Here is a 22653-nt window from a genome sequence, read left to right as displayed (position 1 = left end):
TTACGTGAGGTTCAAAGAGCTGTTCGGTGGCCACAAGCACTACGCCCGCTCCAAACGAAAGAGCCGAACGGATGCCGCTGAGAGCGTCCCATTCGGTGCCGGGCGCGACCCGAAGGGGCTGGGCGACATCGTTGGGGCGCTCACCAGCCAGCTCGGCTGGGATTCGCCCCTCGCTCAGTCCGAGCTCGTCGCCAACTGGACGTCGCTCGCCGGTGAAGAAACGGCCAATCACTCCACCCCCGTCGGAATCGACAACGGCGTCCTGACCGTGCAGTGCGAGTCGACCGCGTGGGCGACGCAGTTGCGGATCATGCGGGTCGAGATCATGACGCACATCGCCGTGCGGTACCCGCAAGCCGGCATCGAGAGCATCCGTTTTCTAGGCCCCAACGTTCCAAGCTTCAAACGCGGCCCCAGATCGGTTCAGGGGCGTGGCGTGCGCGATACCTACGGTTAGGCAGTCAAAACAGGTGGACTGGCTGATAAAAGCGGCTCAGACAGGCGATTCTGCCCCGAACCACCGTTCTTCTTGATAGAATGACATGTCGAGTAAGAACACGGTTTGGAGCCTAATTTCATATGTCATCAGAACCGGACAGGTCCGTGGACAACAGTAGCTACGGTGCAAGCCAGATTCAGGTTCTCGAAGGTCTCGAAGCCGTACGCAAGCGCCCCGGAATGTACATCGGTTCAACCGGTCCCCGCGGCTTGCATCACCTCGTGTATGAGATCGTCGATAACGCTGTCGATGAAGCCCTCGCAGGATACTGCGACAACATCGAGGTCACCATTCTCAAGGACGGTGCCGTCCGGGTTACGGACAATGGCCGAGGCATCCCCGTCGACATTCACCCCGCAGAGGGAAAGTCGACAGTCGAGGTTGTTCTGACCATCCTGCACGCCGGCGGAAAGTTCGGCGGCGGCGGTTACGCCGTTTCCGGTGGACTTCACGGTGTCGGCAGTTCGGTGGTGAACGCTCTTTCCACGCGACTCGATGTCGAGGTTCGCAGGCAGGGGTCGGTGTGGCGTGCCACATTCCACGACGGCGTTGCTGATGCGCCACTGTCCCAGGACGAGGACTCCGACGAGACGGGCACGACGATCACGTTCTGGCCGAGCGCCGAGATCTTCGAGACGACCGAGTTCGATTACGACACGCTCAAGATGCGCTTCCAGCAGATGGCGTTCCTCAATAAGGGTCTTCGGATCGCTCTGACCGATGAGCGCGACGACCACATGGTCGAGGCTCCCGCCGTCGACGGCGCTGCTCCCGAGCTCGTGCACCAGTCGAACGTCTTCCTCTATGAGCGTGGCCTCGTCGACTACGTCGAGTACCTCAACCACGCCCGCAAGGCCGAGCTCGTCAACGACGAGATCATCTCGTTCGAGACCGAAGACGACAACCGCAAGATTGCGCTCGAAGTGGCGATGCAGTGGACGACCGCATACACGGAGAGTGTCCACACCTACGCAAACACCATCAACACCCACGAGGGTGGAACCCACGAAGAGGGCTTCCGTGCGGCGCTGACGACTCTCGTCAACAAGTACGCCAGGGAAAAAGGCCTGCTCAAGGAGAAGGACGACAATCTCTCCGGTGACGATGTTCGCGAGGGCCTGACCGCCGTCATCTCGGTCAAACTTGCCGAACCGCAGTTCGAGGGCCAGACCAAGACCAAGCTGGGAAACACCGAGGCCAAGGCCTTCGTTCAGAAGGTCGTCGGCGACCAGCTCGGTGACTGGTTCGGGCGCAACCCTGCCCAGGCGAAAGAGATCATCCGTAAGGCGTTCCAGGCAGCCACCGCCCGGATGGCCGCACGCAAGGCCCGCGAAACCGCACGCCGCAAGGGACTCCTCGAGGGTGGCGGAATGCCGGGCAAGCTCAAGGACTGCCAGTCAAAGGATCCTTCGCTCTCCGAGATCTTCATCGTCGAGGGTGACTCGGCAGGCGGTTCCGCTGTTCAGGGCCGAAACCCCGAGACCCAGGCGATCCTGCCGCTTCGGGGCAAGATCCTCAACGTCGAGAAGGCGCGGCTTGACCGCGCACTCGGCAACGCTGAGGTCCAGGCGATGATCACGGCATTCGGTGCCGGCATCGGTGAGGACTTCAACCCGGAAAAGGCTCGCTATCACAAGATCGTTTTGATGGCGGATGCCGACGTCGACGGTCAGCACATCACCACGCTGCTGCTGACTCTTCTGTTCCGATACATGCGTCCGCTGATCGACTCCGGTTACGTCTATCTCGCGCAGCCGCCACTGTTCAAGCTCAAGTGGTCGAACGCTGCGCACGAATACGTCTACAGCGACGACGAGCGCGACGCTCGACTCGCCGCTGGAGCCGCCGCCGGCCGCCGGATTCCGAAGGACAACGGCATCCAGCGTTACAAGGGTCTCGGTGAGATGGACTACAAGGAGCTGTGGGAAACCACGATGGCTCCCGAGACCCGCACACTGATGCAGGTCAACCTCGACGACGCTGCCGCGGCCGACGAGATTTTTTCGACACTCATGGGCGAAGACGTTGAGTCCCGCCGTAACTTCATCCAGAAGAACGCCAAGGATGTGCGCTTCCTCGACATCTGATCGGGCCACGCCCGAGAAGCATCCGACGCCGGATGAGCCGAGAAACGCCGACTGACAAGTAGAGAAGACTGATGGCAGACGAAACCAACAACAGCGACGAGACTGCTGCGGAGACCACGGCCGCTGTTGTACCCATCGACCACGGTGTGCACGGTCGCATCGACCAGGTCGACCTTCAGCTCGAGATGCAGCGCTCATACCTCGACTACGCGATGAGCGTCATCGTCGGTCGCGCGCTTCCCGAGGTTCGCGACGGCATGAAGCCCGTGCACCGTCGCGTGATCTACGCGATGTACGACGGTGGATACCGGCCCGATAAGGCATTCTCGAAGTGCGCTCGTGTCGTCGGTGACGTGATGGGTCAGTTCCACCCCCACGGTGACTCCGCCATCTACGACGCCCTGGTCCGCCTGGTTCAGCCGTGGAGCCTCCGCTACCCGCTCGCGCTCGGCCAGGGAAACTTCGGTTCTCCCGGTAACGACGGCGCCGCGGCTCCCCGATACACCGAGACCAAGATGGCCCCGCTCGCCATGGAGATGGTTCGGGACATCGACGAAGACACCGTCAATTTCCAGGACAACTACGACGGTCGAACCCAGGAACCCGCTGTTCTGCCGGCGCGTTTCCCCAACCTACTGGTCAACGGATCCGTCGGTATCGCCGTCGGTATGGCCACGAACATCCCTCCGCACAACCTCCGCGAGGTTTCGGCCGGTGCGCTGTGGCACCTCGCCAACCCCGAGGCATCCCGCGAAGAACTCCTCGAAGCGCTCATGCAGCGCATCAAGGGCCCCGACTTCCCGACCGGAGCCCAGATTCTCGGCACCAAGGGCATTCACGATGCCTACAGCACCGGCCGTGGCTCGATCACGATGCGCGCCGTTGTCAGTGTTGAGGAGATCCAGGGTCGTACCTGCCTCGTCGTCACCGAACTGCCGTACCAGGTCAACCCCGACAACCTGGCGATCAAGATCGCCGACATGGTCAAGGACGGCAAGATCTCGGGCATCGCCGACATCCGAGACGAAACCTCCGGCCGCACCGGACAGCGTCTCGTCATCGTGCTCAAGCGCGACGCCGTTGCCAAGGTCGTGCTCAATAACCTCTATAAGCACACGCAGCTTCAGGAGAACTTCGGCGCCAACATGCTGGCGATCGTTGACGGCATCCCGCGCACCCTCGCCATCGATGGATTCATCACCGCCTGGACCGCGCACCAGATCGACGTCATCGTGCGTCGGACCAAGCACCGCCTGGCCAAGGCCGAAGAGCGCGCGCACATCCTGCGTGGTTATCTCAAAGCTCTCGACGCTCTCGACGAGGTCATCGCGCTCATCCGCCGGTCGAAGACGGTTGAGGATGCCCGTGACGGCCTGATGGATCTGCTCGACATCGACGAACTCCAGGCCCGCGCGATCCTCGATATGCAGTTGCGTCGACTCGCTGCCCTCGAGCGCCAGAAGATCATTGACGAGCACGACGAGATCGAGCTCCAGATCACCGAGTTCAAGGCGATCCTGGCCGACCCCGAGCGCCAGCGCAGCATCGTGAGCGAAGAACTGACAGAGATCGTCGACAAGTACGGCGACGACCGCCGCACAGAGATCATGTTCGGCTACGACGGCGACATGAGTATCGAAGACCTCATTCCCGAGGAAGAGATGGTCATCTCCGTCACCCGTGGCGGCTACATCAAGCGGACCCGCAGCGACAATTACCGCCAGCAGCACCGTGGTGGCAAGGGAGTCAAGGGCGCCCAGCTGCGTGCGGATGACGTCGTCGACCACTTCTTCGTCACAACGACCCACCACTGGCTCCTGTTCTTCACGAACAAGGGTCGGGTCTACCGGGCAAAGGCCTACGAGGTGCAGGAGGCCGGCCGCGACGCCAAGGGCCAGCACGTCGCCAACCTCCTCGCCATGCAGCCCGACGAGGAGATCGCCGAGATTCTCGACATCCGGGACTACGAGGCAGCGAAATACCTCGTCCTGGCCACGCGAAACGGCCTCGTCAAGAAGACGGCGCTGAGCGAGTACGACACCAACCGCACGGGCGGCATCATCGCGATCAACCTGCGTGAGGGCGACGAGCTCGTCGACGCGCTTCTGGTTGAAGACGACAGCGACATCTTCCTGGTGTCCCGCCGCGGTATGTCCATTCGCTTTACAGCGAGTGACGAGGCGTTGCGCCCGATGGGACGCTCGACCTCCGGTGTGATCGGAATGCACTTCCGTGACGACGACGAACTGCTGTCGGCGTCCGTTCTTCCTTCGGATCCGGATTCGGATGCCTTCGTCTTCATTGCGACGGAGGGCGGCTATGCAAAGCGCACCGCGATCGAGCAGTACCGACTGCAAAACCGCGGCGGACTCGGCATCAAGGTCGCCAAGTACAACGAAGATCGCGGTGATCTCGCCGGGGCTTTGATCGTCGGCGAGGACGACGAGGTGCTTGTGGTTCTTGCGAGCGGCAAGGTGGTAAGGTCTGCCGTGGCCGAAGTTCCGGCCAAGGGCAGGGACACGATGGGTGTCGTATTTGCACGATTCGCAGACGACGACCGCATCATCGCCCTGGCCAGGAACAGTGACCGTAATCTTGTCGCCGAGGTGGACGCGGAATCCGCAGCTGCCGAGGGCGAGTCGGAGCAGAAAGAGTAAGCATGAGTAGCGTTGCCGAGAAACTCGCGAAGAAGTCGACGAAACGCACCACAACAAAGCAGGTGCGACTAAAGCTCGTCTATATCGACTTCTGGTCGGCGGTCAAACTGTCGTTCCTCGTCGCGATTGCCCTGGCAATCATCACCATCGTGCTGTTCTTCCTCGTGTACACGGTTCTCGACACCACGGGGATCTTCGCGAACATCAACGGACTGTACAAAGACGTCGCCGGCGTTGGCGATGACCTCACGGCCATCTTCAACCTCGGCCGGGTCATGGGCTTCGCCGTAGTCGTTGCCATCCTCGATCTCATCGTTGTGACCGCACTCGGTGCGCTCTGCGCAGCGCTGTACAACCTCAGCGTGAAGATCACCGGCGGCCTTCTCGTCGGCTTCACCAACAACTAAACGTCCAGAATCGGGTGGCAAGCCACTCGATTATAGAAATCGGCAGATCTCGGGTAGTCTCGAACCTGCCCAAACGGGGATATAGCTCAGGCGGTTAGAGCGCTTCGCTGATAACGAAGAGGTCCCAGGTTCAAGTCCTGGTATCCCCACTCGGGAGACAATTTTCACAAGTTTTCTCCCTAATCGGGGCCTTAGCTCAATTGGTAGAGCGCCTGCTTTGCAAGCAGGAGGTCAGGGGTTCGATTCCCCTAGGCTCCACAACACAACACAACACGAAAATGCCCCGGCCACGTGCCGGGGCATTTCTGTTTTCATCGCGCTGCCGCCATCAACTGCTCGGCGCCCGGGATGGCTCCTCCGCTTGCGTGGACGACAGGGGTTGCTCCCGCGGTGGCTGCCGTGCTGCCACACAGGCCCTGACGGCTTCTCTCGCCGTCTGCAACCGCACGGTGACGCCTTCATCGGCGCCGACCGTTCGAGGCCCTGAGTCGCACACAGGGCCGCCGTCACTGGATGGCATCCTGCCGTCTCGAATTAAGCTTCGAAAACCACGTAAATCCGCCAAAGGCGGAGCCGAATTACGCGCGTGTAGTTATCCACAGCACTATCCACACCTGTGGATAGATTCGCAGATCGCCGGGCGTTAACGTCCTGTGAGTTATTCACAATTAATTGTGAGTATTCGAAGATCGCGAACAGCTCCCCGAAAACCGCGCTGTGTAGATTGGGGCGATGGACATCCGGGTCGCCGCGTATGGCGTGATTATTCGAGACGGCGACATCCTGCTGGCGCACTGGAATGCGTCCGGGCGCAGTGGGTGGACGCTGCCTGGCGGGGGCATACATCCCGGCGAGGACCCAGCGGATGCCGCTGTGCGGGAAATTCGCGAAGAGACGGGGTACACCGCCGAACTTGATCGGCTACTCGGTGTGGACTCACTCCTCGTCCCGGCAGAGCAGCGTTCCGATCCAACGGCGGGGGTGCCCCTCCACGCGCTCAGGGTGGTGTACACGGCCCATGTGACCGGTGGAGAGCTCGCCTACGAGATCGGCGGTTCCACCGATCGGGCGGAATGGTTTCCGCTCGCCAGCCTCGGCGAGCTGGACACAGTCGGACTCGTGGCTGTTGCCCTCGAGTTGCTTCGACAGCCGCAGACCGGGGCCCAGGGAACCGGCCGGAGCTAGTCGGTCGGTTCGATCACTATCTCGTCGTCATCATCCTCGGTCGGTTCGAACCGGAGACCGCTGATGGACTCGGGAATGATCTGGACAACCGCTTCCCTCCGGCCGCGGATGAAGGGGTCACGAAGCTGAGGGGCAATCCTCGCGAGTTCTCCCGGCTCGTCATCGATTCTCCGGGCGCGGCCATGGATGATGACGCTCCAGGCCGATCCAGCCCCGATCTCATCGACTTCGAAGAGCACGGCGGCATTCACCGTGAGGGCGGCAAGCTTGTCGCCGGGGATGGTGCGGAAGTAAATCGAGCCGTCGATCACCGTGTGCGATACCGGGTGGATGCTGGCCACGCTCTCGACCGCTGTCACAATCCTGCCCACCAGCGCACCTGCCACCAACTGCATGGATTGGTCTTCGGTCAATTCCGTGGTCGGCATTCTGACTCCCTCATGAACTCGGCGTGGCCGCCATTGTCACCCATGCGTTGGCAATGCGACAGGGGTTAACGCAACAATGGCCGGCCCCAGGGGGACCGGCCATTGTTGTCGAAGACGTTAGAGGTTGGGCAGAGCCGGCTCTTCGTCGGCGACCCAGAGTTCATCGTCCGCACGGAATGTCTGCCAGACGGCGTATGCGACACCCGCAGCGGCCAGAACGCCAACACCAACGGCGATGACGTTGCCGGCGCTCGTGGTCTTCTTCTTCGGAGCAGGCGCCGTGGCCTTCTGCAGCCGCTCCAGTGCGGAACGGACGCGAGTGTCCTTGGCGATGTCGCTGATCGACAGCACAGAACCAACGACCCCACCGATTGCCGGCAGGACAGCCTTGTCCAGGCCGTGCTTGGCGGTGTCGACGATTCCGCGTGATGCCGCGTACCCGCGGTCGACGACGGGCTGAACGCGGTGTTCGTAGGTGTTCACCACGGTCGGCACTACCTGCTCACGACCGTATGCAGCCAGTTGCCTCGACGCTTCGCGGGCGACGTGGTTGGCGTGGTCAAGGATCTCCTGCTGTGAGCGCCACAGATCGTTGGCGTCCCCCTTGAGCCGCTTGAGTTCCTTCTTACGCTTGCGTGACAGGCTCACCGCTGACCTCCATTTATCTCGTTCGTACGCGACAGGACTCCATCTTGCCACCGAATGGCCTGAACGCCACCTGACAGGCTCAGTGGATGTGAGAATTGGGGCATGTCAAAGCACACCGCTGTCGCCACCCTTCACACCAACTACGGAGATATCAAGGTCAACCTCTTCGGTGACCACGCCCCCAAGACGGTTAAGAACTTCGTTGGCCTCGCGACCGGTGAGATTGACTGGACCGATGAAAAGACCGGTGAGTCCAGGAAGGGCACACCGCTCTACAACGGTGTGATCTTCCACCGCATCATCCCGGGATTCATGATCCAGGGCGGCGACCCGCTCGGCAACGGAACCGGTGGCCCCGGCTACAAGTTCGACGATGAGATCAACCCGGAACTCAACTTCAACGAGCCGTACATGCTCGCCATGGCAAACGCCGGAACCATCGGTGGCAAGGGCACGAACGGTTCGCAGTTCTTCATCACCGTTGGTGCAACCAGCTGGCTCCAGGGCAAGCACACCATCTTCGGTGCCGTCGAAGATGAGGCGAGCCGCAAGGTCGTCGACAAGCTTGCCGAGGTTCCGCGCGACGCTCGGGACCGTCCTCTCGACGACATCGTCATCGAGAGCGTCACGGTTACCGACGCCTAAGACCCGCACGACTCCGGTCGCTCGATGACCTCGAATTCTGCTCCGCCGGTGCGAGGCAACAATTATTGCTACCGGCATCCTGACCGCCAGAGCTTCGTGCTCTGCCAGCGGTGCGGGCGAACGGTGTGCGGCGAGTGCCAGACTCCCGGCGCCGTCGGGGTCATCTGCCCCGAGTGCATGAACGAGCAGCGTAAGAGCGCTCCGCGTACTCGAGGTCGCGCCGGGTTCGTCCGCAGGTCGAACGACAAGCCGGTGGTGACATACGCCATCCTCGCGGTGACGGCGCTCGTGTTCCTGCTCCAGCTGATCCCCGGCCTCGGAATCACCGAACGACTGCTGTACGCCGGCGTCTATTCATCTCCGCTCGCCTTCGAACCCTGGCGGATGCTGACGACGGCACTTGTGCACTCGCAGAACTTCATCCTCCATGTCGGTCTCAACATGTACTCGCTCTGGTTGTTCGGCCAGGCGCTCGAGCCCATGCTCGGACGGGCACGCTTCCTTACGCTGTACCTGATCTCGGCTTTCGCGGGATCTCTCGGAGTGCTGTTTCTCTCTGTGCCCAACCAGGCTGTCGTGGGCGCATCCGGTGCAATCTTCGGGCTGATGGGTGCGTTCCTCGTCATTCAGCGCAAGCTGGGCGGAAACATGAACGGTCTCCTGGTTCTCGTCGGGATCAACCTCGTCATCGGGTTCATCCCTGGAACCAATGTTGCCTGGCAGGCGCACGTTGGCGGACTCATCGGCGGCGCGCTGGTTGGACTGATTTTTGCCTCAACCCGTGGCGTGCGACAGAAGGGGCTTCAGATTGCCCTCATTGTCGCCCTTTCTGTGGTTCTGGTTGCACTCAGCCTCGTCCGTTTTGTGATCTGACCGGCGGCTCTGCAGCGTCGTACCTTTACGGGTAGAATCATGCCTATGGCACGCGAGAAGACGAAGAGCACCCAAACGCCCACGAGCGCGCAGCGATCCGGCGAGCAGGCCCCGAACCCGGTCTGGTTCAAGCCGGTGATGTTCGGCTTCATGCTCGTCGGCCTCATCTGGATCATCGTGTTCTACGTCAGCCAGGGTGCCCTGCCGATCGCAGCCCTCGAGTCCTGGAACATCGTCGTCGGTTTCGGAATCGCCTTCATCGGCTTCCTGATGACGACGCGCTGGCGCTAACCAGCTTCTCTTCACTGTCACCCGACCCCCGGCGTTGTGCCGTGGTCTCGGGTGATTGTGCGTTAACCGTCGATTCCGCCAAAAATCCCGGGTCAAAAGTTATTAACACCCTTATTAACACTGTGGACAATTACACCGGTGTAATTATCCCCAGCCTGTGGATAACTGTGTGGACAACCCGTGGAAAGCGCGAAGGTGAGCTGTCATCTCCTGCGGATAGAATTGCCCGCATGCCTTCGACCGAGCCAGCACTGCCCGACACCGCGGCTGGCCGCCGGTTGCGTGCGCGAGCGAAACCGACGCGAACTCGGTCGCGGATCAGTATCGTCGGCGTGATCGGAGAACTCCTGATCACAGGCGGAGTTTTGGTCATGCTCTTCCTCGTCTGGCAGTTGTGGCTGAACGATGCCATTGAGCGCGCCGCGCAGGACAGCGAGGCGGCTGAGCTGAGCAGGCAGTGGGCGTCGAGCATGCCGACAACAGTGCCGAGTCCGCCCGCGAGTAATCCACAACCTGTGGATTACGGAGAGCCGGTCATCCTTCCGCAGCCCGGAGACGCCGAAACATTCGCCATCATGCATGTTCCGCGCTTCGGGCCTGACTATGCGGCAAAGATCGCCGGCGGAGTCTCCAAGTCACGGACTCTCGACCCACTGGGAATTGGGCATTACCCCGATACGCAGATGCCGGGAGAAGTAGGGAACTTTGCCGTTGCCGGTCACCGAAACACCCACGGCAAGCCACTGAACGCGATCGGATCGCTCCGGGTCGGTGACGCGATAGTCATCCAGGTTCAGGACGGCTGGTACACCTACCGGTATCGCACCACGGAGTACGTGAAGCCATCGGGCGTCGGGGTCCTCGACCCGGTGCCTCAGTCCGACGGTGTTGTCGCAACCGATTCGATCATCACGCTGACAAGTTGCAATCCCGTGTTCTCCCAGGCTGAGCGCATCATCGCCTACGGAGTGTTCGAATCCTGGACTCCCCTGTCAGCGGGCCCGCCCGCTGCACTCACCGAATCCCTGGAGGGCTGAACATGTATGCCGCGCTCTGGCGCGCACTCCCCGGACCGGTGTGGGTGCGACTTCTCATCGTGATCATTCTGATCGCTGTAGTTTTGTATGTGTTGGCGACCTGGGTCTTCCCCTGGGTGCAGAGCATCGTCGACACGCAGGAAGTAACCGTTGAAGAGTAGGAGTGACGTGACGCGCGTACTGGTGATCGACAACTACGACAGCTTTGTCTACACGCTGAACGGGTATCTCCTCCAGCTCGGCGCCGAAACTGACGTGATCCGCAACGATAAGTTCCGGCCGGAGGATGCCGCTCGGCGTATCGCTGAGTATGACGGCGTTCTGGTGTCACCCGGCCCTGGCACTCCCGCGGATGCAGGGGTGTCGATCCCGGTAGTGAAAGCTGCACTCCGCGCCGGCACGCCCTTGCTCGGCGTCTGCCTCGGCCACCAGGCGATCGCTGAAGCCTTCGGCGCCACGGTGACGAACGCCGACGAGCTCATGCACGGCAAAACGTCGCTGATTGAGCACGACGACAGCAGCTTCTACTCTGGCGTGCCGCAACCGTTCACTGCCACGCGCTACCACTCGCTCGCGGTCGTGAACGGCACGGTGCCGGACGAACTCGTCGTCACCAGCCAGACCGAGGGTGGTGTCATTATGGGGCTCAGGCACGTCGATGCTCCGATTTACGGCGTTCAATTCCACCCGGAAAGCGTGCTCACCGAGGGCGGGTATCTGATGCTCGGGAACTGGCTCGCCACGGCCGGCCTGGCGGAGGCTGCTGAGACAGCAAAGGGTCTGACTCCCCTCGTGCCGACGGAGTCCGCTGCCTGATCCCGGGCGTTAACTACCCCGGGATTTCGCGGTTTTTGGTCGCGCGATACTCCCCTGTCCGCGGGGTGTCAACCCCGGCCCTTAACCTTGCCGTTCGGCGGCGCTGCAGTCAGGATTCTTGTCACACGACTCGAGACCCTAACGCCGCTTTTCACTCTGAACCGCGGCTCGGTCTCCTCCTAGGAGGAAGAATCATGACACAAACCTCAACCGGTACTGAAGACGCATCCACGACCGACCGGGTTCGCGAGGCCGGAGGCCACGTTGCTTCGACCGCCGCCGACGAGGCGTCGAACGTCAAGCAGGAGGTCGGCACCCAGGCAAAGAACCTCCTCGGTGAGGTCCGCACTCAGCTGACCTCACAGGCCAGCACTCAGCAGGAGCGTGCCGCTGGCGGCATCCGGACGATGAGCGAGCAGCTCCGTTCGATGGCCGACTCGTCCGAGACCAGCGGCGTTGCAACGAGCCTCGTTTCACAGGCGGCTTCCCGCGCGGAAGGCGTTGCCGGATGGCTCGAGAGCCGCGACCCCGCTGGAATTGTCGACGACGTGAAGAGCTTCGCTCGCCGACGCCCAGGAGTATTCATTGCAATTGCCGCTGGCGCGGGAATCGTCGTTGGTCGGCTTGCCAAGTCGCTCGCCGCCGGAAACGACGACTCGACCTCCACAACGGGTTCAGCATCCACAGTGACGCCGCAGGCATCGACGCAGACGTTTGACGCTGCGCCGCCCGCGACCGACCTGGGCTACGTGGCACCGCCCGCATACAGCGACACTCCGACGTACGCCGACACCGCAAACGAATACGGCGATACCGGTGACGTCCGATGAGCGAACCATACGTGCCGGATCCCGACGGGAAGACTGAGTCCCTCGGCCAGTTGCTTGGTGAGGTGTCGAAGGACATCTCGACTCTCTTCCGCCAGGAAGTTGAACTCGCGAAGGCGGAACTCTCCGACTCAGCCAAGAAGGCTGGAAAGGGCGCCGGAATGTTCGGCGGCGCAGGCGTCGCCGGCTTCCTGACCCTGATGTTCCTGTCCATTGCGCTGTGGTGGGGCCTCGGCTACCTGATGGGCAACGTCTGGTCGGCTCTGATTGTCGCGGCAATCTGGGGAATCGTTGCGGCGGTCCTCGCGATGCGCGGCAAGAAGGAAGTCGAAGAAATCCAGGGTGCGCCCAAGACCGCAGAAACACTGAAAAAAGTGCCAGATGCATTCAAGACAAGTGAGGACCAGAGATGACCAACGATCCCGAAGCAATCCGTCAGGACATTGAGGAAACACGCCGAGAGCTCGGCAACGACGTCGACGCCCTCGCCGACAAGGTCAGCCCATCGAGCATTGCCCAGCGTCAGACCGAAAAGGTCAAGGGCTTCGGCCGCCGCGTCAAGGACAATGTCATGGGTGTTGCTGACAGCGCCAGCTCACACTTCAGCGACGCGGCTTCACAGGTCGGTGGCGCAGCCTCCAGCGCAGGCAACATGCCGTCCGCCGCAGTGAACAAGGCAAAGGGCAACCCTCTTGCCGTTGGTGTCATTGCCTTCGGTGCCGGGCTGCTCATCGCTTCGCTGATTCCGGCGTCGAGCGCGGAGAAGCAGCTTGCCCAGACCGCCAAGGACAAGGCCGGGCCGCTCGTTGATGACCTCAAGGAGACCGCAAAGGGCGTCGCCGAGGACCTCAAGGAACCGGCAATGGATGCTGCCCAGTCGGTCAAGGGAGCGGCCACAGACGCTGTTTCCAACGTCAAGGGCGATGCGCAGTCGCAGACCGACGACATCCGTGGCGGTTCTGACGACTCGTCAACCGACGCACAGTCGGACACGGCCACGTACTCCACCGAGGGTTACGTGTCGCCGGACGGTGGCGGAGTGCCCCCGACGACCGACTACTCGCGCGATGACACGCTGCGGTAGATCCGTCTAACAACGAAGCGGTGGCTGGGACTTACGGTCCCAGCCACCGCTTTCGTTTGTCGTGGCATCCGTTCACACGGCTGGCGACGACAGCTATCCGGTGCAGTAGGTGAGCTCGATGGTCGACTGCTGGGGTACATCGCCTGGGGCGAGTGACTGGCTCGTGACCGGGTTGCCGGGCTCCGCAGGACAGGTGGGGTCAGGCTGAGGTTCCACGGTAAGGCCGACCGCCGGATCTTCCATCAGATCGGTTGCAACACTCAGGCTCTGTCCCCGAACGTCCTGAATGGTCACCATGCCGCTCGATACGATCAGGTTCACTGTCGAGCCGGGGGCGACCTGGGTGCCCGAGGCAGGGTCGGTGCTGATGACGGTGCCCGCCGATAAGTCAGGGGAGTTTTCACGGCTGATGGCACCCGTGGTGAGGCCGGCGGCAACCAGGTCTGCCTCGGCCTGCTCGGTTGTCTTATTGGTGACTTCCGGCACCCCGATCGTGGGAGCACCGGTCGAAACAACAACGCGGACGACGGTTTTCGGCGGAACCCGGCTCTCTGTCCCCGGATCCGTTCGGATGACGGTTCCCGCTTCGACCTCGGAGTTCAGTTCGTTGACGACGCTCGCGACGAGGTCGAGTTCGGTGAGCGTGTTGACCGCGCTTTGCTCGCTGACGCCGACGAGGTCGGGCACAGTACGGGATGCCGCTGGCGGCGGTTCGACACTGCTCAACGTCATTACCCAGATCATGACCGCCGCGAGGACCACGACGATGGACGCGATTCCGGCCCAGATCCACACGACGGGCGGACGGCGCTGGGTGCGGGTTACAGAGTCATCGCTCGTGAGCTGGCGGAGCGCCTGCTCCGTGCTCGAGGGGACGTGGGGTGACTGTCCGAAGAGCGCGGTTGCAACGTCCTCATTGTCTCGCTGGGTGGGGATCTTGCCCCGGCCGGCGAGCTCGACGTCATCACGGAACTCGGCAGCCGTCTGGTACCGCTCGAAACGATCCTTCTTCAGCGCCCGCATGACGACGTAGTCGAGCGCGGGTGAAACCTTCGGGTTGACGCTGGACGGCTTGACCGGGGTCTCGCTTACGTGCTGGTAGGCAACCGCAACCGCGGTGTCTCCCCGGAACGGCGCGCGCCCCGTGAGCATTTCAAAGAGCACGACGCCGGTTGAGTACAGGTCGGTGCGGGCATCGACAGTTTCGCCCTTCGCCTGCTCTGGCGAGAAGTACGAGGCGGTGCCGAGGATCGCCGTGGTCTGCGCGACGGTGGAGGAGGAGTCGCTGACGGCCCTGGCGATTCCGAAGTCCATCACCTTGACCTTGCCCTCTGGCGTGATCATGATGTTGCCCGGTTTGATGTCGCGGTGGACGACACCTGCCCGGTGTGAGTATTCGAGAGCTGTGAGGATGCCCTCGGCGATCGCTACCGCGCGCGTGGAATCGAGGGGCCCGTCGGCGATCACGGTCTTGAGCGTCTCGCCCTGGACGTACTCCATGACGATGAACGGCTCACGCGTGATGCGGCCGTCATGTCTCACGGTTTCTTCACCGGCGTCGAATACCCGGACGATCGTCGGGTGGGCCATACGTGACGCGGCCTGGGCTTCCTGTCGGAAGCGGGTTCTAAACGCGGGATCAGTGGCGAGATCGGCCTTGAGTATCTTGATCGCGACGGTACGTCCGAGCTTGGTGTCGGTGCCGCGATAAACGTTGGCCATTCCACCGCGTCCGATAAGGTCACCGACGAGATAGCGCCCCGCGAGCAGGCGTTGTTCGTCAGCCACTCATTAACTCCTTCAGCAATCGCAAGTCAGTCGGGTACATCCTAGCCGTTGGCCGATGTTCAACCGCCGGGAGTGTTCTCGCCCTCGGTCGGTGCCTGAATCGTCGCGGTCGCCGTCGGGGACTGGCCGGTCTCCTCCTGGCCGCAGTGTGCGCTGTAACTCACGCTGAACGGGCCCGGCGACGTGTTGACGGTGACCCTCGCGGTGTTCGACGAGACTTCACCACCGGCCGCCTGTGACGTGCCACCGGTCACCGTGATGCGGTAGCCGAGAAGCGACATCCCGGCAGGGCACCGGGTGAACGCAGCCCAGTTGACCGTGACCTCCGCCCCGGCCTCGAGCGTTGTGCAGCTTGCGTCGACGCAGGCGGCACCCGAGAGCGTCGGCGTTGCGGTCGGTGTCGGGATCTGCGCCATCGGGCTGTACACGGTGACCTTGACGACGCGACCCCTTTCGAGGTTGCCTTCGGGGTTGATCGCGTAGACAGTGCCGACTTCATCCTGTGAACTCGCGGCGTTGCCGTCCACCCGCTCGGAAGCCAGTCCGAGCGACCTGAGCTTCGTCGCGGCCTGGTCATAGGTCAGGCCGATGAAGTCCGACTGGCTCACGGCGATGAGGCTTTGCGTGGGTTCCGGCGTCGGCGTTTCCTCGGGCGGTTCGGTGGTCTCAACCGGTGCGCTCGTCGTCGTTTCTACCGGCGGCGGTGTCTCCTCCTGGTTGACCAGGGCGATGACCGTCCCGGTGAGGACAACGGCGAGAATCGCGATCAGGGCGATGAGCGGCCAGGTCCACGGGCTGCGCTTCTTCTTCTTTTCCGAGGTGGGCACCTCGGCCGTTGTGGTGGGGAGGTCGGTCGCGCCGGCCGCCGCCGTTCCGAGAAGAGCGGTTTCGGCATCCGAACCAAGGAGCATCGTCGCTGCTGTCGGCGTCGAGTCCCCTGCGATGGCAGGAACCGCGACGGTCGCAGCTGACACGTTGCCCTGGCGCAGAGCCTGTGCCGCGCGAGCCACGTGCGCAGCCGATGCCGGACGGTCTGCCGGGTTCTTGGCGATCATCGACAGCACGAAATTGCGAACCGGTTCCGAAACGGTCACGGGGAGTGGTGGTGGAGTCTCGTTGATCTGCGCCATGGCGATCGCCACCTGCGACTCACCGGTGAACGGACGCTTTCCGGCGAGGCACTCGTAAGCGACGATGCCGAGCGAGTAGATGTCGGTTGTCGGCGACGCGGCGTGGCCCGACGCCTGTTCCGGCGACAGGTACTGGACGGTACCCATCACCTGTCCGGTAGCGGTCAGCGGTACCTGATCGGCGATGCGGGCGATGCCGAAGTCGGTGATCTTGACGCGGCCATCCGGTGTGATCAGGAGGTTGCCCGGTTTGATGTCACGGTGAACGAGCCCGGCGGCGTGAGCGGCCTGAAGTGCCGCCGCGGTCTGCGCGACGATGTCGAGGACCTTGTCGGTCGACAACACGTGTTCCCGCTCGAGCATCGTCGAGAGCGCCTCGCCCGGAACGAGTTCCATCACCAGGAAGGCACTGCCGTCCTCCTCACCGTAGTCAAAGACATTGGCGATGCCCTCGTGGTTCACGAGTGCTGCGTGGCGTGCCTCCGTGCGGAAACGCTCGAGGAAGTTGGGATCGCCGAGGTACTCATCCTTGAGGATCTTGATAGCGACGCTTCGGCCGATGACCAGGTCCGTGGCGTTCCACACTTCACCCATACCGCCGATGGCAATGCGGGATTCGAGCTCGTAGCGCCCCCCGAAGGTGACCCCTGCTGTGGGTCTCATTTGTTCAGCACCGCCTCTATGACTTTCTTGGCTATGGGAGCGGCCACGATGTTGCCGGAGCTGTGATGCCCCAGGTTGCCGTCATTCTCGACAACGACCGCGACTGCTACTTCCGGGTTTTCCGCTGGCGCGAAGCCGGTGAACCAGAGTGAATATGGTTCGCCTGTGCCGTTCTGCGCTGTTCCAGTCTTCCCAGCCACATCGACCCCCTCTATTCTTGCACCGTTGGATTGGCCCTCTGAGACGGCGCTGATCATCATGTCCGTCAGCTGGACGCAACTCTCCTCGTCGAGAGTTTCGCTCATGAGCTCAGGTTCGAAGCTTTGCAGAACTTCGAGGTTTCTCCCGGTAACCCGGTCAATCAGGTTCGGCGCCATCAGGTCGCCGTCATTCCCGATGGCAGCGGATGTCATCGCCATCTGCAGTGGAGTCGCCCGAACTTCGTACTGCCCAAATCCCGTCAAACCGGTCTGGGCATCGTCGAGGTTCGTGGGGTAGGAGCTCTTGCCAGATGGGAATGGCAGGAGGATCTCAGAGTTGAACCCGAACTTCTCGGCCTGCTCGCGAATCGCGTCGTCTCCGAGTTCGATGGCGAGTTCTGCCATCGGGACGTTGCAGCTCTGGCGGAGTGCTTCCTTGAGGGTGACCGTTTCGCCAGGTCCACACGCGGCGCGCGTCCAGTTGAAGACCTCGGAGGTGCTGCCGGGCAGCTGGAAGCTCACCGGGTTGGGGAATGTGCTCTCCGGAGTGTACTTACCGCTCTCGAGCGCGGCTGCGGCAACGATGATCTTGAACGACGAGCCGGGAGGGTTCATGTCACCGCTCGTTGCACGGTTCGTGAGGGGCTTGAGCGGGTCGTCTTCCAGCGCGGCGTATGCCGCGACAACGGCCTTCGAGTCATGGCTCGCGAGGACGTTCGGGTCATACGTCGGCGAGGAGACCATGGCGAGGATGCGACCGGTCGCCGGTTCGATCGCGACAACGCCGCCCTGTCTGTCACCGAGCGCGTCGAACGCGGCCTGCTGGACGACGGGGTCGATGGTCACCTCGACGGCGGCGCCCTTGGGCGCCTGACCCGCCACGATCCTGTTAATGGTGTCGAGGAACTGCGTGTTCGATGTTCCCGAGAGGTAATCGTTCATGTACTGCTCGATGCCGGCTGACCCCTGGGTCGGGTTGTAGTAGCCGGTCACCGGTGCATAAAGCTCACCCTGTGGGTACTCACGCTGGAACGCGTACTGATCACCGGTCGGCACCGACTGGGCGATGACGGTTCCTCCGGCGAGGATCGGTCCGCGTTCGGTGTCGTAGCTGTCGTAGAGGGCGCGCGTGTTCCTCGGGTCCAGGCGGAGCGCATCCGCCTGCACGACCTGGATGAAGGTGGTGGAGACAAAGAGTGCGGCGAACATCGCGAGCACCACGAAGCTCACTCGTTTGAGTTCTCGATTCATGTTGACACCTCCGATGCCGGTCCGGTTCGAACGCTGTCACTCACCCTGAGCAGCAGCGCGACGATGATCCAGTTCGCCACGAGTGACGACCCGCCCGCCGCGAGGAAGGGGGTGGTGAGGCCGGTGAGCGGGATGACGCGGGTGACGCCGCCGACCATGATGAACACCTGAAGGGCCACGGTGAACGCGAGGCCGATGGCGAGCAGCTTGCCGAAGTCGTCCTGGCCGGCGAATCCGATCCGGATGCCGCGTGACACGAACAGGAGGTAGAGGCCGAGGATCGCGAACAGTCCGGCGAGGCCGAGTTCTTCGCCGAGGCTCGCGATGATGTAGTCGCTCTGCGACAGCGGCGTGAGTTGTGGCCGGCCCTGGCCGAGTCCCGTACCGATGAGACCACCGTGGGCGAGACCGAAGATGCCCTGCACCAGCTGGTAGCTGCCGCCGGTGGCGTCGTAGACCTGCGGGCTGAAGGCATCCAGCCAGTTCTGGAATCGGCCCTGGACGTAGGTCAGCGTCTGCGACGCGAAGAAAGCGCCTCCACCGAACAGGCCGATGCCGATAAGGATCCAGCTGAGCCGGCCCGTGGAGATGTAGAGCATCACGGTGAACAGGCCGAAGTACAGGAGCGCGGTCCCCATGTCGTGCTGGAACACGATGATGAGCATCGACAAGGCCCAGACGACGAGAATCGGCCCGAGGTCGCGGAGGCGGGGGAAGCGGATGCCGAGGATTTTCTTGCCGACCATCGAGAGGCTGTCGCGCGTGCGCACCAGATAACCGGCGAAGAAGATGGCAAGTGCGATCTTCGCGATCTCACCGGGCTGGAAGCTGCCGAAGCCGCCGAGGCTGATCCAGACCCTCGCACCGCTGACCTCGCGACCCAGACCCGGAACCAGGGGGAGGAGCAGGAGGACGAAGGCGAGAGCGCCGAACAGGTAGGTGTAACGGAACAGCACCCGGTAATTGCGGATGACAAGGGTGACCACGATGGCAGCGATGATCGCGACGGCCGACCAGGTGATCTGCCGCGTGGACGCAGCCTCCCACCCGGAGAGATTCTTGGCGAGGTCGATCCGGTAAATCATGGCGATGCCGAGGCCATTGAGCACGGTGACGATCGGCAGGAGAAGCGGGTCAGCCTTGGGTGCCACGTAGCGGAGGCAGATGTGCAGGCCGATGACAAGCACCGAGAGCCCCGCACCGAGGTAGAGGAGCTCGAGGTCGATCACTCCGGTTGCGCCAAGCTGCACGAGCAGGATCGCGACGGAGTTGATGACGCACGCGAAGAGCAGAAGGGCGAGCTCGCGGTTACGGAGTTTCTGGGGCAGGTGGAGCTTGCGCATGGTGCGCAACACACTGGTGTCCGGCCGCAGCGCGGAACCGTCTGCCGGTTTCGTCAGATTCGAGGCGTTTGCCATCAGCCACCGTCCTCGTCCTGGGACGTCGTCGTCCTCAGTCGCGACACGATCTCTTCCGCTTCGTCGAGCGACGCGGCGCTCAGGGTCTGTTCCACTTGCTGGCGGTCATACGTCGAGAGAAGGGACAGCGGGATCCCGGTGTCCTTGTGCTCGTGCGAGAGGCTGAACGGCCCGATGTCCTGCTGGATCCCCTGGTAGATGACGACCGTGTTGTCGTCGGCGCCCACGAAATAGCGCGACTGGGTCCACGCGTAGCCGAGGAGGGCGGCGAGCACGATGGCGAGTCCGAGGGCAATGGTCCCGACGAGCCAGGTGAGGCGCCGCCGCCGTGCCCGGCGGGCGTCCTCCTCGATGAGCTCATCGAGGTAATCCTCCGACGCTGGTTCGAAGTGGCTCGATGCAAGCGGGTTGGCGCGTGCCGCGTGAAGCCGCAGCGAGGGAAGCAGGCCGGCTCGCTTCGGCGCTTCGTTCTGGAAGGCGAGGGGCCGGGAAGCGGACCCGACGATGACCGGTGTCTGGGCGTTCGCGGATCGTTCGACGCCGACGTCGTAGATGACCACAGTGACGTTGTCTGGCGCCCCGCCATCGAGAGCCTTGCGGACCAGCTGTTCGCCGACCTGGCGCGCGGGCAGCTCCTGGGCGAGGGTCGCCTCGATCGCATCCTTGTCCACGACGCCGGAGAGGCCATCGGAACAGAGCATCCAGCGGTCGCCGGGGTGGGTGCCCATGATCATCGTGTCGATCTCGGGGTTGGAGTCGACGTCGCCGAGCACCCGCATGAGCACGGAGCGGCGCGGATGCACCATGGCTTCTTCCTCGGTGATGCGCCCGGAATCCACGAGGCGCTGCACGAAGGTGTGGTCTGTGGTGATCTGGCTCAGTTCGCCGTCACGGAGGAGGTAGATGCGGGAGTCACCGATGTGGGCAATCGCGATCTCGTCACCGACGGCGGCAATGGCGTCGACCGTTGTGCCCATGCCGGCCAGTTCGGGGTGCTCGAACACGGCGTCGGCGAGCTCGTTGTTCGCCGAGATGATGGCCGACTGGAGTGCCGCTTCGGCGTCCTGCGCGCTGGTGTAATCGGCATCCGCTTCGATGATGCGTTGAAGCGCGATCGCGGATGCCACGTCACCGCCCGCGTGACCGCCCATGCCGTCGGCGACAACAAACAGGTGCTTCCCGGCGTAGCCGGAGTCCTGGTTGTTCGACCTGATCTTCCCGACGTGGGAGATGGCCGCGGAGTCGCCCGCTTTCGTCATCGTCTACCGCCGCAGTTCGAAACTGGTCGCGCCGACCTTGATCGGGGTGCCGAGAGTGATCTGCGTCGGTGCACTGATGCGCTTGCCGCCGAGGAATGTGCCGTTGGTTGAGTCCAGGTCCTGGATCATCCAGTCTTCATTCCAGAGCAGGAGTTTGGCGTGGTGGGTTGAGGTGTAGTCGTCGCGGATCACGAGGCCGGAGTCCGGCGCACGACCGATGGTGAGCGGGTCGCGGCCGAGGGAGACCTCGAGACCCTCCTTGGGGCCGGCGGTGATGACCAGCCGACTGACGTTGTGGATTGTCGCTTTTTCGTTCTTGCGCGGCTCGGGAGGCAGCGAGGGTGGCGCCGCGGCCGCCCGTGGCGGAACAACGGGAGCCCGAGGAGCAGGGTTCTGTACGGGAGCGGGTGACGCGGCGGCTGCTGCCGCGGGCGTCTTGCGGGGGGTCTGCCCGAAAAGATCGGAGCGCAGTGCGTAGACGATGGCGAAGACGAACAGCCAAAGCAGCACAAGGAAGCCGATCCGAAGGACCAGCAGAGTGAGTTCACTCACCGCGCAGGCCCCCAAAATCCGTCGCCGGCGTCGTAAGCCCGCGTTGAATCTTCGGGTTCCATCGCTGAGTTTCGGGTCGTAGCCTGTGCCAACACTCGGAACACAATACGCGTTCGGCCGATCTGTACGACCGAGTCTGGTTCGAGCACGGCCTGGCTGAAGGCCTGACCGTTGAGGGTCGAACCGTTCGTCGAGCCGAGGTCACGGGCCTGTGCACGCTCACCGTCCCAGAGGATCTCGACGTGTTTGCGGCTCGTCCCCGAATCATCGACGGTGATGTCGGCATCGCTTCCGCGCCCAATGATTGTGCGGCTTTTCTCGATCGGGTACCGCTTGCCACCGATGTCGAGGACCGGTGTCCACGACACCTGGCCTTTGACGTTGACCGAGTCGACCTGGAGCATCCCGTCGCTGAGTGATGAATCGGCTGTCAAACGGATGCTGACACCACCGGCAAATTGATAGCCCTGGTTTTTCGCGTGCTTCTGGACGAGGCTCGTGAGTTCGTCGATGAGAGCCGGACCGATTCCGGTCATCCGCTCGTAGTCGGATGGCGACATGCTCACGACGAACTGGTTGGGCGCGAGGATGCGCTCGCGGCTCACGACGGCAGCCTTGGTGTCGAGTTCCCTCTTGAGAGCGGACGTGATCTCGACCGGCTGAAGCCCCGAACGGAAGGTCTTGGCGAACGCACCGTTTACGGCGCGTTCGAGACCTTTCTCGAAGTTGTCCAGAATGCCCACAGGTCTCCCGATCGCGTGAAATAGCTATGCACATGTTAGTGGTCGGGGCTGAGAGTGGCACCGGAACGGGCGTCATGCCAGCATTCGCTGGCGCATTCGCGCCGATTACAGTACGGTTCGCTCGTCCTGGCCCTGGCCTCGAATGGAGTTCGAGGCCGTGCCATG

23 protein-coding genes and 2 tRNA genes are annotated in these 22653 nt (G+C 62.7%); 16 read left to right on the top strand and 9 right to left on the bottom strand.

The features are described 5' to 3' along the window. Positions 1-4: 4 nt before the first annotated feature. The 7 genes from AC1C2M_RS12370 (at position 5) to AC1C2M_RS12340 (ending at position 6835) form a co-directional block, all read left to right on the top strand. On the top strand, positions 5-457 hold the full coding sequence (locus tag AC1C2M_RS12370; RefSeq protein ID WP_495436757.1) for a DciA family protein: 453 nt from the start codon (positions 5-7) through the stop codon (positions 455-457). A gap of 122 nt (positions 458-579) precedes the next feature. Beyond that, positions 580-2586, top strand: coding sequence for a DNA topoisomerase (ATP-hydrolyzing) subunit B (gene gyrB, locus AC1C2M_RS12365; protein WP_495436755.1), 2007 nt, complete (start codon positions 580-582; stop codon positions 2584-2586). 71 nt (positions 2587-2657) lie between these two features. Continuing rightward, on the top strand, positions 2658-5243 hold the full coding sequence (gyrA, locus tag AC1C2M_RS12360; protein ID WP_495433215.1) for a DNA gyrase subunit A: 2586 nt from the start codon (positions 2658-2660) through the stop codon (positions 5241-5243). 2 nt (positions 5244-5245) lie between these two features. After that, complete coding sequence (locus tag AC1C2M_RS12355) at positions 5246-5650, top strand: DUF3566 domain-containing protein (RefSeq protein WP_483406534.1); 405 nt, start codon at positions 5246-5248, stop codon at positions 5648-5650. A gap of 75 nt (positions 5651-5725) precedes the next feature. Continuing rightward, positions 5726-5799 (top strand) — tRNA-Ile (locus AC1C2M_RS12350). 36 nt (positions 5800-5835) lie between these two features. Continuing rightward, positions 5836-5908, top strand: a tRNA-Ala gene (locus tag AC1C2M_RS12345). A 474-nt stretch (positions 5909-6382) separates the two neighbouring features. After that, positions 6383-6835: an NUDIX hydrolase gene (locus tag AC1C2M_RS12340; RefSeq protein WP_495433214.1), complete on the top strand. Its 453-nt coding sequence runs from the start codon at positions 6383-6385 to the stop codon at positions 6833-6835. On the opposite strand, the gene AC1C2M_RS12335 is transcribed toward AC1C2M_RS12340, so the two are convergent. Both AC1C2M_RS12335 and AC1C2M_RS12330 read right to left on the bottom strand, forming a co-directional pair. Then, positions 6832-7263, bottom strand: a complete 432-nt coding sequence (locus AC1C2M_RS12335) for a pyridoxamine 5'-phosphate oxidase family protein (protein ID WP_495436753.1) — start codon at positions 7261-7263, stop codon at positions 6832-6834. The genes AC1C2M_RS12340 and AC1C2M_RS12335 overlap by 4 nt on opposite strands. 117 nt (positions 7264-7380) lie before the next feature. Further along, a complete protein-coding gene (locus tag AC1C2M_RS12330) occupies positions 7381-7911 on the bottom strand; it encodes a DNA helicase (protein WP_483406537.1) in 531 nt (176 codons plus the stop codon). Between the two features lie 102 nt (positions 7912-8013). Here AC1C2M_RS12330 and AC1C2M_RS12325 point away from each other — a divergent pair, with 102 nt between their 5' ends. The 9 genes from AC1C2M_RS12325 (at position 8014) to AC1C2M_RS12285 (ending at position 13484) form a co-directional block, all read left to right on the top strand. Then, a complete protein-coding gene (locus tag AC1C2M_RS12325) occupies positions 8014-8556 on the top strand; it encodes a peptidylprolyl isomerase (RefSeq protein WP_483406538.1) in 543 nt (180 codons plus the stop codon). A gap of 255 nt (positions 8557-8811) precedes the next feature. Next, the gene (locus tag AC1C2M_RS12320; RefSeq protein WP_495436751.1) at positions 8812-9429 is read left to right on the top strand and encodes a rhomboid family intramembrane serine protease; all 618 of its coding nucleotides are present in this window, start codon (positions 8812-8814) and stop codon (positions 9427-9429) included. Positions 9430-9474: 45 nt separating this feature from the next. After that, on the top strand, positions 9475-9720 hold the full coding sequence (locus tag AC1C2M_RS12315; protein ID WP_108389788.1) for a cell division protein CrgA: 246 nt from the start codon (positions 9475-9477) through the stop codon (positions 9718-9720). Between the two features lie 230 nt (positions 9721-9950). Continuing rightward, on the top strand, positions 9951-10757 hold the full coding sequence (locus AC1C2M_RS12310; RefSeq protein ID WP_483406540.1) for a class E sortase: 807 nt from the start codon (positions 9951-9953) through the stop codon (positions 10755-10757). A 2-nt stretch (positions 10758-10759) separates the two neighbouring features. Beyond that, positions 10760-10918: a hypothetical protein gene (locus tag AC1C2M_RS12305; protein WP_483406541.1), complete on the top strand. Its 159-nt coding sequence runs from the start codon at positions 10760-10762 to the stop codon at positions 10916-10918. A gap of 7 nt (positions 10919-10925) precedes the next feature. After that, the gene (locus tag AC1C2M_RS12300; RefSeq protein WP_483406542.1) at positions 10926-11573 is read left to right on the top strand and encodes an anthranilate synthase component II; all 648 of its coding nucleotides are present in this window, start codon (positions 10926-10928) and stop codon (positions 11571-11573) included. A gap of 194 nt (positions 11574-11767) precedes the next feature. Then, positions 11768-12403: a hypothetical protein gene (locus tag AC1C2M_RS12295; RefSeq protein ID WP_495433210.1), complete on the top strand. Its 636-nt coding sequence runs from the start codon at positions 11768-11770 to the stop codon at positions 12401-12403. Then, the gene (locus tag AC1C2M_RS12290; protein ID WP_483406544.1) at positions 12400-12813 is read left to right on the top strand and encodes a phage holin family protein; all 414 of its coding nucleotides are present in this window, start codon (positions 12400-12402) and stop codon (positions 12811-12813) included. The genes AC1C2M_RS12295 and AC1C2M_RS12290 overlap by 4 nt, the downstream gene beginning before the upstream one ends. Then, on the top strand, positions 12810-13484 hold the full coding sequence (locus AC1C2M_RS12285) for a DUF3618 domain-containing protein (RefSeq protein ID WP_483406545.1): 675 nt from the start codon (positions 12810-12812) through the stop codon (positions 13482-13484). The genes AC1C2M_RS12290 and AC1C2M_RS12285 overlap by 4 nt, the downstream gene beginning before the upstream one ends. Positions 13485-13577: 93 nt before the next feature. On the opposite strand, the gene pknB is transcribed toward AC1C2M_RS12285, so the two are convergent. From pknB to AC1C2M_RS12250, 7 genes are read right to left on the bottom strand one after another with little or no spacing between them, the layout of a single operon-like run. Next, positions 13578-15272 carry a Stk1 family PASTA domain-containing Ser/Thr kinase gene (gene pknB, locus AC1C2M_RS12280; RefSeq protein WP_495436748.1) on the bottom strand — a complete coding sequence of 565 codons (1695 nt, stop codon included), beginning with the start codon at positions 15270-15272 and terminating at the stop codon, positions 13578-13580. 59 nt (positions 15273-15331) lie between these two features. Next, a complete protein-coding gene (locus AC1C2M_RS12275; protein ID WP_495436746.1) occupies positions 15332-17065 on the bottom strand; it encodes a protein kinase domain-containing protein in 1734 nt (577 codons plus the stop codon). Then, positions 17062-18516, bottom strand: a complete 1455-nt coding sequence (locus AC1C2M_RS12270) for a peptidoglycan D,D-transpeptidase FtsI family protein (RefSeq protein ID WP_495436744.1) — start codon at positions 18514-18516, stop codon at positions 17062-17064. The genes AC1C2M_RS12275 and AC1C2M_RS12270 overlap by 4 nt, the downstream gene beginning before the upstream one ends. Further along, positions 18513-19934 (bottom strand): FtsW/RodA/SpoVE family cell cycle protein, encoded by a 1422-nt coding sequence (locus AC1C2M_RS12265; RefSeq protein ID WP_495436742.1) that lies wholly within the window; start codon positions 19932-19934, stop codon positions 18513-18515. The genes AC1C2M_RS12270 and AC1C2M_RS12265 overlap by 4 nt, the downstream gene beginning before the upstream one ends. Then, the gene (locus tag AC1C2M_RS12260; protein WP_495436740.1) at positions 19934-21193 is read right to left on the bottom strand and encodes a Stp1/IreP family PP2C-type Ser/Thr phosphatase; all 1260 of its coding nucleotides are present in this window, start codon (positions 21191-21193) and stop codon (positions 19934-19936) included. The genes AC1C2M_RS12265 and AC1C2M_RS12260 overlap by 1 nt, the downstream gene beginning before the upstream one ends. A gap of 3 nt (positions 21194-21196) precedes the next feature. Next, positions 21197-21745 (bottom strand): FHA domain-containing protein FhaB/FipA, encoded by a 549-nt coding sequence (locus AC1C2M_RS12255; RefSeq protein ID WP_495436738.1) that lies wholly within the window; start codon positions 21743-21745, stop codon positions 21197-21199. Further along, complete coding sequence (locus AC1C2M_RS12250) at positions 21742-22488, bottom strand: FHA domain-containing protein (protein ID WP_483406552.1); 747 nt, start codon at positions 22486-22488, stop codon at positions 21742-21744. The genes AC1C2M_RS12255 and AC1C2M_RS12250 overlap by 4 nt, the downstream gene beginning before the upstream one ends. Positions 22489-22653: the final 165 nt, after the last annotated feature.

This window comes from Mycetocola sp. Y444, from assembly GCF_059445295.1.
This window is presented reverse-complemented; position numbering and strand designations above follow the sequence as displayed.

Bases quoted from the DNA above. Each gene is read 5' to 3' on its own strand.
- AC1C2M_RS12340 (WP_495433214.1), top strand. From the start codon at position 6,383: ATGGACATCCGGGTCGCCGCGTATGGCGTGATTATTCGAGACGGCGAC.
- AC1C2M_RS12325 (WP_483406538.1), top strand. From the start codon at position 8,014: ATGTCAAAGCACACCGCTGTCGCCACCCTTCACACCAACTACGGAGAT.
- AC1C2M_RS12265 (WP_495436742.1), bottom strand. From the start codon at position 19,934: ATGGCAAACGCCTCGAATCTGACGAAACCGGCAGACGGTTCCGCGCTG.
- AC1C2M_RS12310 (WP_483406540.1), top strand. From the start codon at position 9,951: ATGCCTTCGACCGAGCCAGCACTGCCCGACACCGCGGCTGGCCGCCGG.
- AC1C2M_RS12290 (WP_483406544.1), top strand. From the start codon at position 12,400: ATGAGCGAACCATACGTGCCGGATCCCGACGGGAAGACTGAGTCCCTC.
- AC1C2M_RS12335 (WP_495436753.1), bottom strand. From the start codon at position 7,263: ATGCCGACCACGGAATTGACCGAAGACCAATCCATGCAGTTGGTGGCA.
- AC1C2M_RS12295 (WP_495433210.1), top strand. From the start codon at position 11,768: ATGACACAAACCTCAACCGGTACTGAAGACGCATCCACGACCGACCGG.
- AC1C2M_RS12275 (WP_495436746.1), bottom strand. From the start codon at position 17,065: ATGAGACCCACAGCAGGGGTCACCTTCGGGGGGCGCTACGAGCTCGAA.
- AC1C2M_RS12270 (WP_495436744.1), bottom strand. From the start codon at position 18,516: ATGAATCGAGAACTCAAACGAGTGAGCTTCGTGGTGCTCGCGATGTTC.
- AC1C2M_RS12355 (WP_483406534.1), top strand. From the start codon at position 5,246: ATGAGTAGCGTTGCCGAGAAACTCGCGAAGAAGTCGACGAAACGCACC.
- gyrA (WP_495433215.1), top strand. From the start codon at position 2,658: ATGGCAGACGAAACCAACAACAGCGACGAGACTGCTGCGGAGACCACG.
- gyrB (WP_495436755.1), top strand. From the start codon at position 580: ATGTCATCAGAACCGGACAGGTCCGTGGACAACAGTAGCTACGGTGCA.
- AC1C2M_RS12315 (WP_108389788.1), top strand. From the start codon at position 9,475: ATGGCACGCGAGAAGACGAAGAGCACCCAAACGCCCACGAGCGCGCAG.
- AC1C2M_RS12260 (WP_495436740.1), bottom strand. From the start codon at position 21,193: ATGACGAAAGCGGGCGACTCCGCGGCCATCTCCCACGTCGGGAAGATC.
- AC1C2M_RS12285 (WP_483406545.1), top strand. From the start codon at position 12,810: ATGACCAACGATCCCGAAGCAATCCGTCAGGACATTGAGGAAACACGC.
- AC1C2M_RS12305 (WP_483406541.1), top strand. From the start codon at position 10,760: ATGTATGCCGCGCTCTGGCGCGCACTCCCCGGACCGGTGTGGGTGCGA.